The organism is Natrinema sp. H-ect1 (genome assembly GCF_041821105.1).
Classification (GTDB): Archaea; Halobacteriota; Halobacteria; order Halobacteriales; family Natrialbaceae; genus Natrinema; species Natrinema thermotolerans.
In genome coordinates, this window is record NZ_JBGUBA010000003.1 from 184,501 (window position 1) to 197,566 (window position 13,066).

General features: G+C 66.7%; 11 protein-coding genes. 2 read left to right on the forward strand and 9 right to left on the reverse strand.

Annotated elements, in window-relative coordinates:
• Positions 1 to 22: 22 nt before the first annotated feature.
• Genes ACERIM_RS09275 through hemC form a run of 4 tightly spaced genes read right to left on the reverse strand, consistent with a single transcriptional unit; the run spans position 23 to position 3,812 of the window.
• A complete protein-coding gene (locus tag ACERIM_RS09275; RefSeq protein ID WP_373632247.1) occupies positions 23 to 1,111 on the reverse strand; it encodes a CapA family protein in 1,089 nt (362 codons plus the stop codon).
• Positions 1,108 to 1,848: a uroporphyrinogen-III synthase gene (locus ACERIM_RS09280; protein ID WP_049965321.1), complete on the reverse strand. Its 741-nt coding sequence runs from the start codon at positions 1,846 to 1,848 to the stop codon at positions 1,108 to 1,110. The genes ACERIM_RS09275 and ACERIM_RS09280 overlap by 4 nt, the downstream gene beginning before the upstream one ends.
• 3 nt (positions 1,849 to 1,851) lie before the next feature.
• The gene (cobA, locus tag ACERIM_RS09285; RefSeq protein WP_006648384.1) at positions 1,852 to 2,658 is read right to left on the reverse strand and encodes a uroporphyrinogen-III C-methyltransferase; all 807 of its coding nucleotides are present in this window, start codon (positions 2,656 to 2,658) and stop codon (positions 1,852 to 1,854) included.
• Between the two features lie 14 nt (positions 2,659 to 2,672).
• Positions 2,673 to 3,812 (reverse strand): hydroxymethylbilane synthase, encoded by a 1,140-nt coding sequence (hemC, locus tag ACERIM_RS09290; RefSeq protein ID WP_373632249.1) that lies wholly within the window; start codon positions 3,810 to 3,812, stop codon positions 2,673 to 2,675.
• Positions 3,813 to 3,997: 185 nt separating this feature from the next.
• Between hemC and ACERIM_RS09295 the strand changes: the two genes are divergently transcribed.
• Both ACERIM_RS09295 and ACERIM_RS09300 read left to right on the forward strand, forming a co-directional pair.
• On the forward strand, positions 3,998 to 4,363 hold the full coding sequence (locus ACERIM_RS09295; protein ID WP_049965323.1) for a group 1 truncated hemoglobin: 366 nt from the start codon (positions 3,998 to 4,000) through the stop codon (positions 4,361 to 4,363).
• Positions 4,364 to 4,613: 250 nt separating this feature from the next.
• Complete coding sequence (locus ACERIM_RS09300) at positions 4,614 to 6,938, forward strand: nitric-oxide reductase large subunit (protein WP_006648381.1); 2,325 nt, start codon at positions 4,614 to 4,616, stop codon at positions 6,936 to 6,938.
• Positions 6,939 to 7,111: 173 nt separating this feature from the next.
• Here the strand turns inward: ACERIM_RS09300 and ACERIM_RS09305 are convergent, their stop codons facing one another.
• The 5 genes from ACERIM_RS09305 to hemB form a co-directional block, all read right to left on the reverse strand.
• Complete coding sequence (locus ACERIM_RS09305; protein WP_373632251.1) at positions 7,112 to 7,564, reverse strand: hypothetical protein; 453 nt, start codon at positions 7,562 to 7,564, stop codon at positions 7,112 to 7,114.
• A 96-nt stretch (positions 7,565 to 7,660) separates the two neighbouring features.
• Positions 7,661 to 9,007, reverse strand: a complete 1,347-nt coding sequence (locus ACERIM_RS09310) for a glutamate-1-semialdehyde 2,1-aminomutase (RefSeq protein WP_373632252.1) — start codon at positions 9,005 to 9,007, stop codon at positions 7,661 to 7,663.
• 139 nt (positions 9,008 to 9,146) lie between these two features.
• Positions 9,147 to 9,734: a PH domain-containing protein gene (locus ACERIM_RS09315; RefSeq protein ID WP_006648377.1), complete on the reverse strand. Its 588-nt coding sequence runs from the start codon at positions 9,732 to 9,734 to the stop codon at positions 9,147 to 9,149.
• A gap of 126 nt (positions 9,735 to 9,860) precedes the next feature.
• Entirely contained in the window at positions 9,861 to 11,561 is a 1,701-nt protein-coding gene (locus tag ACERIM_RS09320; RefSeq protein ID WP_006648376.1) for an ammonium transporter, read from the reverse strand.
• A 490-nt stretch (positions 11,562 to 12,051) separates the two neighbouring features.
• The gene (gene hemB, locus ACERIM_RS09325) at positions 12,052 to 13,065 is read right to left on the reverse strand and encodes a porphobilinogen synthase (RefSeq protein WP_373632255.1); all 1,014 of its coding nucleotides are present in this window, start codon (positions 13,063 to 13,065) and stop codon (positions 12,052 to 12,054) included.
• Position 13,066: the final 1 nt, after the last annotated feature.

Here is a 13,066-nt window from a genome sequence, read left to right on the forward strand (position 1 = left end):
CAGCGAGCGGCCGCCGACGCACTTACAGCGAAAGGACGAGGTCTCTGCCGTCGCGGTCGTACTCGGTGTCGAAGGGTGCCGAACGCTCGCGCATCGTCTCTCGGAGCCACGCCGCCTCGTCCCCGTCGGCCGGTGTGACCGTCTCGTCGTCGATGACGGCGGGAACGAGGCGCAGTTCTGCCGGCGTTCCGTCCTCGAGCCCGAGTTCGAAGAGGACGGTTCGGTCGTTGCGCAACTCCTCTTTGATCACGTAGTCGTCGACGATGTCGCCGGTGTCGTGGAGGACGAGGCCGTCGCCGTATCGCTCGACGCCCTGGACGACGTGAGCGCTATGGCCGTGGACGACGTCGACTCCCTGATCGATCAGCCAGTGGCCGAACGCCCGGAGGTCGTCGTCGGGATGTTCGACCCAGTTCGGTCCCCAGTGGACCGACGCGACCAGCAGGTCGGGGTCGGTCGCCGCGGCGCGCTCGAGGGACTCGCCGACGAGCCGCCGACTCTCGGCCGATTCCGGGTCGAACTCGACGTAGGCCGTGCCGGGTCGGTCGTCGGTCGCGCCGTACTCGGCGTAGTGGTCCGCGAAGGAGACGACCGCGACGTCGACATCGCCGATCGAGACCGTCGCGGGAGCGTGGGCCGCCGTCGGCGTCTCGCCGGCACCCGCGAACCCGATCCCCGCGTCGTCGAGGGCGTCGACGGTGTCGCGAAGCGCCGTCGGTCCGTAATCCAGCATGTGATTGTTCGCGAGCGATGCAAAGCGGACGTTTCCGGCCTCGAGGGCGGGAACGGCCCACCCGGGATCGGCCCGGAAGTAGTAGGTCCGGTCGGGGAACCGCTGGCCCCGCGTCGACAGACAACACTCGAGATTACAGCAGACGCCGTCCAGCGACTGCAGTCGGGGTCGGAGGGCCCCCCAGACGGCTGCCGGGTCGGTTCCGGCGCGTCCGTATCGCTCGTCGACGTTGCGGCCGAGCATCGCGTCGCCGACGAATCCGATCGTCGCGTCGTGGCGCTCGTGGTCCTCGAACGCGGTCGGCTCGACAGCGGGCGCGGCACAGCCGCCAAGCGCCGCGGCACCTGCGGTCGCGAGAAACGCGCGACGGCCGGTCATTCGCCGTCTGTCGCCGCGTCGACGGTCTCCGCGGCCAGCCGCTCGAAGGTCGCTTCGCTCGCGACCAGATCGACATCGACGCCCCGCTCGGCGGCGGTCTCGGCCGTCGGCTCGCCGATGACGCCGACGACGGCGTCCTCGAGTCCCGCGATGGTTGCTTCCCGAACCCCCGCCTCCGCGGCGGCCTCGAGGAAGTGGTCGACGGTCAGCGACGAGGTGAAACAGGCGGCGTCGAGGTCGCCCGCCGCTGCCAGCCGGGCGGACTCGCCGCTTCCCTCGGGACGGACCAGCCGGTAGAGGATCGTCTCGTGGACGTACGCGCCAGCCTCCTCGAGCCCGTCGAGCAACACCGGGCTGCCGTGGTCGCTGCGGGCGACCTCGACGCGTGCGCCGTCGACGGCGTCCGAAAGCGCTGCGACCAGCCCGCTCGAGGTGTACTCCTCGGGGACGAGGTCGACCGCGTACCCCTCCGCGCGGAGCGCGTCGGCCGTCGCTGGCCCGATGGCACAGACGGTTTCGCCGGTCGGCTCCCAGCCGGCTGCGGCGATCAGTTCCGCGCCGGTCTTGCTCGTGAAGACGACGTAGTCCGCATCGGTCCGCGGGACGGCGTCGGTCGCCTCGACCGCGAGCATCGGGTCCGGGACCGGCTCGGCACCCAGTTCCGCGAGCAGTTCGGTCGCCCGCTCGATGCGGTCGTCGTCGGGCCGAAAGACGGCGACTGTCGGTGTCTCGGTCATCGGTTACTCCCCGGCCCCGGCGTCGCCGGCCGCGCCGTAGTCGTTTTGCAGGAACTCAACCACCGACTCCCGCGTCCCAGCCACGTCGCCGATCACCGTCACCGCGGGCGGTTCGATCCCCGCCTCGTCGCGGGCGTCGACGATCGTCTCGAGGGTGCCCGTCGCGACTCGCTGGCCGGGCCACGTCCCGCGCTCGACGAGCGCGACCGGCGTCTCGGGGGCCATCCCGGCCTCGAGCAGGGCCGTGGTGTAGTCCGGCAGGCGGCCGACGCCCATCAGGACGACGATGGTGCCGCCGGTGGCGGCAAGCGCGTCCCAGTCGACCGCGGATTCCGCCTTGGTCGGGTCCTCGTGGCCGGTCACGAACGAGACCGAGGAGGCGTGATCGCGGTGGGTGACGGGAATGCCCGCTACCGCGGGCGCGGCGATCGCCGAGGTGACCGCGGGAACGACCTCGAAGGGGACCTCGTGGGCCGCGAGATACTCCGCTTCCTCCCCGCCGCGGCCGAAGACGAACGAGTCGCCGCCCTTCAGCCGGACCACGCTTTTGCCCTCGCGGGCGAGTTCGACCAGCCGCTCGTTGATCTCGGACTGGGGCGTGCGTTCGCCACCGGCGCGCTTGCCCACGTCCTCGCGGCGGTCCTCGGGAAGCCGGTCGATGATTTCGGGGCCGGGCAGCTTGTCGTGGAGGACGACGTCGCACTCCTCGAGCAGCCGCTTCGCTTTCACGGTCAACAGGTCGGGATCGCCGGGGCCGCTGCCGACGAGGTAGACGGTGCCGGGTTCGGCGTCGATGGCGTTGCCTGACATTCGTTACTCGCTAGCTATTTCCCCTCGGGCTTATCTTCCTCGGAGACGCCCTCGTCGTCGCCCTCGGCGTCCTCCCGTGCCCCTTCGATCAGCGCCGCGGCCCCGCGGTTGGCGAGGTCCCGGGCGAACTCCCGGGCGGCCTCGGCGTGGCTGTCGACGGGCAGGTCGCGGCTCCCGGTCACCGACTCGTCGCCGTCCCGATCGAAGACGGTCACGGTCGCATGGACGTGTTCCCCCTGCAGGATCGCGTAGATGCCGACCGGCGCGATACAGCCCCCACCGAGTTCCGCGAGGATCGTCCGCTCGACGGTCGTCTCGACGCGGCTCCGCGGGTGATCGATCGCGCTCTTGATCTCGCGTGCGGTCTCGCTGTCCGGGGCGGTCACCGCCAGCGCCCCCTGTCCCGGCGCGGGAACGAACGTATCGGTCGGCAGTTCCTGATACGCCACGTAGTGGGCGAGCCCGCTGCGCTCGAGGCCGGCCTGTGCCAGCACGATGGCGTCGTACTCCGTCTCGACCTCCCGGCCCAGCGCCTGGCGCTCGAGTTCCGAGAGATCGTCGAACCACTCGTCGGTGGTGCGGTCGTACTCGGCCTCGAAATCGTCGTCGCCGGTATTCCCCTTCCGCTCTTTGTCGGCTTCCGAGCGCTCCTGATGTTCCGCCTGCAGCGACGGGGCCAACAGCTTCTCGAGGCGCGTGTCGACGTTGCCACGCAGGGGTTCGACCTCGAGGTCGTCCCGTTCCGAGAGCAGTTGCGCGCGCCGGCGCAGACTCGAGGTGCCGACGGTCGCACCCGCCGGCAACTCTTCCAGCGTCGAGCCGTCGGGCGTGATGAGGACGTCACCCGGTCGTCCGCGCTCGGGAATCCCGGCGGTCACGAGTTCTTCGGGCTGTTCGGTGGGCATGTCCTTCATCGAGTGGATCGCGCCGTCGAGGTCGCCCTCGAGGACCCGTTCGTCGAGTTCGCGGACGAACGCGCCCGTCTTGCCGAGCCGGTGAATCAGTTCGTCCCGGATCTGGTCCCCCGTCGTTTCGACCGTGACGAGTTCCACCTCGTACCGGCGGTCTTCGAGGGCCTCCTTGACGAGCGAGGCCTGTCGCCGGGCGAGAGCGGACCCCCTCGTCGCCAGTCGTAACGTCCCGCGTGTTCTCATAGGCGTCAGTCCGAGCCTCGGGTATGAAAAGCGCACGCTTGTCCGACGCGTGGCGGACCGGTCTCGGACCCGTCGATCGAGAATGAAGTCGGTCTCTTTTCATGTGTTTGGTAACCACACACAAGTTTTTTCCACAACGTGTTCGGGCCGGACTTTATCTACTTCAAGTGGGTACATATGACCCGATGACAGACTCGCTTTACGAGCGACTCGGTGGCGAAGACGCGATTACGGCCGTCGTCGACGAATTCTACGACCGCATCATGGCGGACGAACAGGTTGCAGGGTACTTCGACGATGTCGATATGCAGAAACAGCGGGCCCATCAGGCCCAGTTCATCAGTTCGGTCACCGGCGGTCCCGTCGAGTACGCCGGCGGGGAGATGGAAGCCGTCCACGCGGACATGGGTATCACGCCGTCGGACTTTCAGGCGATCGCAACCCACCTCGACGACGCGCTCGCCGAGTTCGATGTCGACGAGGACGACCGCGAGGCCGTCCTCGATGAGATCGCGAGCTATCAGGACGCGATCGTCACGGCCGCCGACTGAGACGGTCCATCCGAATCGCGGATCGACCATACCCGTCGTATGATGGGGCCAGCACCGTTTTCGTGACTCGAGCGATCACCGCCTCGCAGCGGCGGCCGCGACCCGTTCTAGCCCCGTAATTTTCGACCTTGTCCGGACTGATACTCGCTCCGTTCCCCTAACCGCTGTCGCGAACACGTTCGTATGTTTTTCCAGTCCGTAGGAACTCCCGGGACGTTTGACGGGGGTCACGGACTGAGTTGCGATCGTCATGCAAGTAACGCGAAAACAGCTGGCGACGTTCCTCGCCACGATCTTCGTCGTCAACCTCATCGTCATGGGCGGTGGGGCGTGGCTCTCCTATGCGAACTCGCCCGACATCCCCGATACCATCGTCGGGCCCGACGGCGAGACGGTCGCCACGAGCGAGGACGTCCAGGACGGCAAAGCTGTCTTCCAGGAGAACGGCTTGATGAACCAAGGGTCGATCCTCGGGCGCGGTAGTTACTACGACACCGACTACACCGCCGATACGCTCGATTCCAAGGCCGAGTACATGCGCGACTATTACGCGCAAGAGCGCCACGACGAGAACTACTCGGCGCTGAACGCCTCGGTCCAGGCCGGCATCGACCAGCAGGTCCGGCAGGAACTGCAGGACAGCGAGTACGGCTCGCAGGTCCAGTACTCCGCGGCGGAAGTCTATGCCCACCAGCAGGTGCGTGAGGACTACGTCGAGCGCTACCACGAGGGCGACCGCGAGCGAGGCATCCCCGCCGGACAGATCGAGAGCGCCGAGGAAGCGGAGGAGTTCGCCGACTTCGCGCTCTGGACCGCCTGGATCTCCCACACTGACCGCCCGGACTCCTCGGCTTCGTTCACCAACGACTGGCCGTACTCGCCCGCGGCGGGCAACGACGCCGGCGGCCCCATCATGATCTGGAGCGTCATCGCCATGGTGTTGCTGGTCGGCGGTGCCGGGGCCGCCATCTGGCTCTACCAGTCCATCGACCTCCCCGAACCGGAGGCCGAGGGCGCGTCGATTCCCCACCCCAGCGAGATCGAACTCACGCCGAGTCAGCTGTTGAGTACCCGGTTCGTCCTCATCGGGGCCCTGCTGTTCGTCGCCCAGACGTTCCTCGGGGGCTTGCTCGCCCACTACTACATCGAGCGCGACGGCTTCTTCGGCATGCGGGAACTGATCGGCGTCGACATCCTCCAGTGGCTCCCCTGGTCGATCGTCAGGACCTGGCACGTCGATCTGGGTATCCTCTGGATCGCCACCATGTGGCTCGGCGCCGGGCTCTTCCTCGCGCCGCTGCTGACCGGCCGCGAACCGCCGAAACAGGCGCTGTACGTCAAAGGCCTCGTCGGCGCACTACTGGTCGTCGCCGTCGGCGGTCTGGCCGGCATCTGGCTGGGCATCAACAACTTCTTCGACGGCCAACTGTGGTGGCTGCTGGGCAACGAAGGCCTCGAGTACGTCGAGATCGGCCGGATCTGGCAGGTCGGCCTGCTGGTCGGCTTCCTCGGCTGGACCGCCCTCGTGGCGCGGGGCTTCAAGCCGCTGCTCGATCGCGAACCCCGCTACGGACTTGCCCACATGATCGTCTACGCGGGCGGCTCGATCGGCCTGTTGTTCATGGCCGGCTTCCTCTATACGCCCAAGACCAACATCGTCGTGACGGAGTTCTGGCGCTGGTGGGTCGTCCACATGTGGGTCGAGGGCGTCTTCGAGTTCTTCATCCTCGTCGTCATCGCTCTGACGCTGGTCTCGATGAACCTCCTCTCGAAGAAGTCCGCCGAGAAGGCGGTGATATTCCAGGCCGCCCTCGTGATGGGCAGTGGGATCATCGGCGTCTCCCACCACTACTGGTGGGCCGGCCTCCCCGAGGTCTGGCTCCCCATCGGGAGCGTCTTCTCGACCATCGAGTTCATTCCGCTCCTCTTTATCCTCTACGAGGCGCTGGGCCAGTACCGCGCGATGGATACCGCCGGGAAGGACTTCCCTTACCGGATGGCCTTCTACTTCATCGTCGCCTCGAGCGTCTGGAACTTCTTCGGGGCCGGCGTCATCGGCTTCTTCATCAACCTCCCGATCATCAGCTACTACGAGACCGGGACCTACCTCACGGTCGCCCACGCCCACGGCGCGATGTTCGGTGCCTTCGGCCTGCTCGCGATGGGGATGTCCGTCTACATCCTCCGGGTGACCACCCGCGCCGAGAGCTGGACCACGCGCCGGCTGCGCTGGTCGTTCTGGCTGTGTAACCTCGGGCTGGCGCTGATGATCTTCCTCTCCCTGCTGCCCGTCGGCTTCCTCCAGCTCGAGGTCGGGTTCACGCAGGGGTATGCCGCCTCACGGAGCCTCGAGTTCTACAACGGCGAGCTGATCCAGACGCTGTTCTGGCTGCGTATGCCCGGCGACACGATGCTGATCGCCGGTGCAGTCCTCTTCGCCTGGGACGTCGTCGCGAAGCTGCTGTTCCAGCGGAAAGCGACCGCCGGCGAGTCGAGCAGTCACGTCATCGCCGACCGGATCTTCGGCGACAGTGACCCGTCGGACGTCGTCGACCCCGTCAGCGACGACGACTAACCCGACGCGGGCCGGCGGCTCTTTTCGAGGTATCCTGCCGATCAGTGACGGCCCCTCGGCCGTCCCAGTCCCGTCGAGACCGAAAACAGATCGCCGGGGCCGGAACCCGATCCCGACTACTGAAACGATTCTCCACCGATCATACCGCATCGGACGAGCAGGGACGTTCGATTTCAGTCGCTACTCGAGTCCGTGACCGCGATCGTGTGTTCCTTCGTCACCGAGTCGGCGTCGTCGCGGTCGGCATCGGCCCAGGCCGTGACCGCGTAGGCGTACTCCCCCGGCGCCGCGTCTTCGGTGGCCCGAATCGGCACCTCGAGGTCGACGTTCGAACGCGTCTCGGCCCAGCGCCAGCACGGCGGCGACGAGTCGGTCCGATCCGACGGCGACGGTGACAGCGTCGCTGCGTCGATCTCGAAGACCACCGTCTCGGTGGCCGGGACGCGCTCGAACTCGATCGCGCCGACGGTCGTGGCCGAGAGGTAGAGAGTCGTCTCTTCGCCGGGACCGAGCGAGACCGTTCCGCCACCGATACTGGGAGACCGCTGTGCGCGGGCACCGAGACACCCGGCAAAAGCGCCGATACTCGTGACTGCCGCGGACGAAAGCAGCGCCCGTCGATCCATGCCGACGGCTTTCCGGACGACCCGGATACGTGCTCCCCCGAACACGTCCGCGTCGGCGGCGAGGGTTCAGCGATCGAGCCCGCGACGGGCGGACACCTATAGCGCTTCTTTGTACGCCTCGAGGGTCCGCTCGACGTCGTCGTCGGTGTGGCCGTAACTGACGAACTGACACTCGAACTGGTTCTGCGAGAGGAACACGCCCTCGTCTTTCATCCCTCCCCAGAAGACGCGCCGCCAGCGTTCGGTCTCGGCGTTTTTCACGTCGGCGGCGTTTTTCGGACAGTAGTCGTAGCGCGGACAGGTCGGATCCTGTCGACAGCCGGCCGAACACTGCTCCTCGAGCGAGTCGGGACCGGGACCGTCTCGAGTGAAGATGACTTTGAACATGCTGTCGGTGCCGGTGACGGTGTAGCTCGGTGCCTGGTCGGCGACGATGTCGCTGAGCCCGCTCCGGAGCCGGTCGCCGAGCCCGTTGACGTGGTCGTAGACGTCGTTTTCCGCGGCGAACTTTAGGGTCTCAAGGCCGGCGGCCATCGTAACGGGGTGGCCCGAGAAGGTCCCGGCCTGGAAGACATCGCCGGCGGGCGTGAAGTTCTCGACGATTTCGGCGCGGCCGCCGATGGCGCCGACGGGGAAGCCGCCGCCGATGATCTTGCCGAACGTGGTCAGATCGGGGGTGACGCCGAACTCGCTTTGGGCACAGCCCAGTCCGCCCACGCGGAAGCCGGTGATCACTTCGTCGAAGATCAGCAGGGAGCCGTGTTCGTCGGTGATCTCCCGGAGGAACTCGTGGTAGCCCTCTTCGGGGTAGACGATGCCGTAGTTCCCGAGGATGGGTTCGGTCAGCACCGCGGCGATGTCGTCGCCGTGTTCCTCGAAGACTTCTCGGATGGCGTCCTCGTCGTTGAACGGCACGGGGAGGGTGTGTTCGGCAAAGGACTGCGGGATGCCGGCCGAGGAGGGTCGGGGGTTCTCGGCGTCGCCCTCGACCAGCGTCGACTCCTGTGCGCCGTGGTAGCCGCCCTGCATGACGACGATCTTGTTCCGGCCGGTGTAGCCCCGCGCGAGCCGCACTGCGGAGGTAGTCGCCTCGGTGCCGGAGTTGACGAAGCGGATCTTCTCGACGCTTGGGACGTGGCGAACGACGAACTCCGCGAGGTCGACCTCGATCTCGGTCGGGGTGCCGTACATCGGCCCTTCGCTTGCCTTCTGCTGGACGCTCGCCTGGACGGGGTCGGGTAGGTCATGGCCCAAAAGCAGCGGGCCGAGCCCCATCACCCAGTCGATGTAGCGGTTGCCATCGGCGTCGATGACGTGGCCGCCCTCGCCCTTCCGGACGAAAAACGGATAGGGTTCGATCGCTGCGCGAACTGCGGAGTTGACGCCGCCGGGCAGCACCGACAGCGCTCGATCGTACAGGTCACGCGAGTTGTCGTCGCTCATATCGCTGCCTTGGAAACCCGACGGGAAAGTAGTACCGAGGTCTCCTCGCTGGCGGTTCCGGACCGGCGGTTCGGACGGCTACGAGTCGATTTCGGTGCGGTCGAGACCCATCCATCCGTCACCGAGCCGACAGCCCGTCTCAGTAATCGCCGGCCTTCCGCTCGGATTGGCGCTGCCGGATCGTGTTCGCCACGTCGTCGTAGTTCGGCACGCCCGAGAGTACCAGCGCGTTCGTTCGGCTGAACCCCTGCGTGAACCCCTGCGGGATCACTGCGTGCGAGACGGCGATCGTTCCGAACCCCCGGTCGCGGCTGAAGGCGGTCGTACTCGTCTGTAGCCCGCGGATGTCCTCCATCCACGTCTCGGTGGTCTTTCTGGCGGTAAATCCCGCGATCACGACGATCCGCCGATCGGTGACGAGGTAGCGGACTCGGTTCCGTCGATACCAGATATAGCCCCCGATCACGAGCGCCGTGACGAACCCGAGCAACGCCGCCGCCGTACTCCCGACTGCGAGGCCGACTACCCCGACCAGTCCGGCCAGTCCGCCGACGACGGCGTGGCCGATCCAGTTCCACCACGTCGGCTGTGCGTCGACGAGGACCTCCTCGCCCTCGAGAAGCGAAAGTGGGCTCGTCGAGTCGGTTCGATCCGACCGGTCCGGATCGCGACCGACCGTTTGAGCTTCGTCGTACGCTACGTTCGACCCGTCGCGTTGCTGACTCATTCACGATCCGTCTCGGCGGCAGATAAATCAGTGTACTGGTCGGTTCGCTCGAGCATCACGCGAGCGCTCGGGCGACACACGAGGGAGGAGGACCCACAGAAGCAGTGAAACGGGGTGTGGCCGCGATCAGACCGCGTCCCGGCCGGTCTTGCCGGTCCGGATCTGGGTCGCGCTCTCGACGGGCATGACGAAGATCTTGCCGTCGCCGGGCTCGCCGGTTTCCGCGCCCTCGCGGATGGCATCGACGACCTCTCCGGCGGGGATGTCGGCGACGACGCACTCGATCTTGACTTTCTGGTGGAGGTCGACCGTGTACTCCTCGCCGCGCCATTGGCCCTTCTTCGCGGGCTGGGAGCCGCGGCCGGAGACGTTGGTGACCGTCAGCGACGGCGCGCCGGCTTCGGCCAGCGACTGCTTGATCGCCCCGAGGCGGTCGGGGCGGACGATCGCGGTGACCATCTTGATCTCGCCGTCGTTCGGCTCGCCGCCGTCAGAGCGAAGCTCTGACGAGGATCGCGACTCGTCGAGTCGCTCACCCCCGTCGGCGCGGATGACTTCGTCGGAGCCACCGTCGGTGGCGACGTCGGGCTGGCCGAACTCGGGGTAGGTGTCGACGCCGTGTTCGGAGACGTCGAGCCCGTCGCGTTCGTGTTCCGGCGAGACGCGGGCCTGGCCGGTGGCCTTGAACGCGTACCAGATAACGCCGGTCGCGACGATCGTCCAGGCAGCGATGACGACGACGCCGATGACCTGGGCGACGAACGCGTTCGCGATGCTATCGACGACCCCCGGTGCGGCGACGAAGGGGAACAGCAGCGTCCCGAGGACCCCGGCCGAGCCGTGGACGGGGAACACCGCACAGACGTCGTCGATCTTCAGGTACTGCTCGACGAACTCGAAGACGAGGGGCAGTTGCACGCCGGCGAGGCCGCCGACGACGAACGCGCCCCACCACGCCGTGGTGTCGGGGATCGCGGTGATCGCGGCGAGGCCGGCCAGCAGCCCGTTGGCGACGTACAGGGTATCGACTTTGCCGGTCTTGAGCCACGCGACGAGGCCGGCCCCCATCGCACCGCAGGCCATCGCGGCCGTCGTGGTCAAGGCGACGCGACCGAGCTGATCGCCGAGGAACGCGCCCTCGCCGATGATCGCCGAGGTACCGACGTTGAAGCCGTACCAGCCGAAGGCGAGGATCAGCGTGCCGAGCACGGCGAAAGTCAGCGAGTGACCGGGAATGACGTTCGCGCTCCCATCACTGTTGTATCGGTCCATGCGCGGACCGAGGACCCACGCGGCGGTGAGACCGGCGATACCACCCATGCCGTGGACGATCATCCCGCCAGCGAAGTCGTGGAACAGGACGTCGCCGTACGCGAGGTGTTCGCCGGCCCACGTGAGACCGGTGACGACCGGGTAGATGACCGCCGCCAGCAGGAAGGTGTAGCTGACGTACGCACGGAGTTTCGCACGACCGGCGACGGCACCCGAAACGATCGTCGCCGCGGTCATGGCGAAGACCGCACCGTACAGCCAGTCGAGCCAGCCCGCGGCATCGCCTTGGAAGGCCGGCACGAAGCCGTCACCGGCGACGACGCCCTCGACACCCACGCCGATGAGGAAAAACACCGTCACGCCGACGCTCCAGGTCAGCAGGTTCTTCGTCAGTTGGTTCGCCACGTTCTTCGAGCGCACCTGCCCCGCCTCGAGCATGGCGAAGCCGGCGTGCATGAAGAAGATCAGGAACGTGGCGACCAGGATCCACATGTAGTTGATCGAGTCGATCAACATCTCGACCTCGGCCTCGCTCTGCAGGAGCGTCGGCTCCATCAGGCGTCCACCCCAGTTTGCCACGCACTGTTACTCTCGCCGACCAAACGATCGTCGTCTTCCAATGCAATTGCGCTCATGTTTGACCTCTTAATCACGTTTGAGTTGGTTGCACTTACACCATTTAAGGGTTAGCGTTGACAAATGGCTAAAATTGTGGGTGTAATAGGGTCATCCGTTCAAAGCTAAAGCAGCTTTAATGTGTATAAGGGTGTTGGAAATTACGTCCTTTTCGAACGGCGGTTATATTTTGCTTGTTTGTAAACCCGGACAGTACGGGCTATCCGCTCGCTGTTGCGAGAATTACCGGTTATCGTCGGCCGGGAGGGGCCTATCAGTGCGATTCCGCTCGCGCGCGGCAGATCTTGCCACTCCTTGCTCCGCGGCGGACTGCTAATTGACGATCGTCTATTATTCGGTCCAGAGCGGTCAAACGTGGTCGATTCGACGGTGGCCGACTACGGGCGGGTCGACCGGCAACCCGACCGATCTACAGTTGCTTTGCGACGTCCTCGGCGAAGTAGGTCAGAATCAGGTCCGCGCCGGCTCGCTTGATCGACAGCAGCGACTCCGTCGCGACCGCCTCGAGGTCGAGCCACCCCTTCTCGGCGGCCGCATGTAGCATCGCGTACTCGCCGGAGACGTTGTAGGCGGCGACGGGATGGTCGAACTCCCGGCGGACGGCACTGATGATATCGAGGTAGGAAAGCGCGGGCTTGACCATCATCACGTCCGCGCCCTGCTCGGCGTCCAGTCGGACTTCCCGCATGGCCTCGCGGGCGTTGGCCGGATCCATCTGGTAGTGTCGGCGGTTCCCGAAGGTCGGCGCGCCGTCGGCGGCGTCCCGGAACGGCCCGTAGAACGCGCTCTCGTATTTGGCCGCGTAGCTCATGATCGGGACGTTCGCGAACCCCTCGCGGTCGAGCGCCGACCGGATGGCCCCGACCATTCCGTCCATCATTCCGCTGGGCGCGACCATGTCCGCGCCCGCCCGGGCGTGAGACGCCGCGATCTTCTCCAGGGCCGCGAGCGTCGCGTCGTTGTCGACGGTCATCGTGGGCTCGCAGGCCGGACCGTCCGCGGCGACGCCGCTCTCGCTTCGCAGCTCCTCCTCGAGCGGGCCGCAGTGGCCGTGGTCGGTGTACTCGCAGAGACAGACGTCCGTGATGACGTAGGCGTCGGTCTCGCTCGTGATTCGGCGCAGCGCCTCCTGGACGACGCCGTCCTCGGCCCAGGCACGGGTCCCCTCGGGGTCTTTCGATTCCGGGATCCCGAACAGCATGACGGCCTCGACGCCCGTCTCGAGGACGTCCTCGACGCGGGCGACCGACTCCGCGATCGGGACCCGCTCGTGGCCGGGCATCGACTCGATCGGCCGGCGCTCGTCGGTCGTCGCGTCGACGAACACCGGGGCGATCAGGTCCGAGGGCTCGAGGCTCGTCTCGCTGACGAGCCCGCGAACCCGGTCCTGTCGGAGCCGCCGGGGGCGATGTGTGAGGTCCATA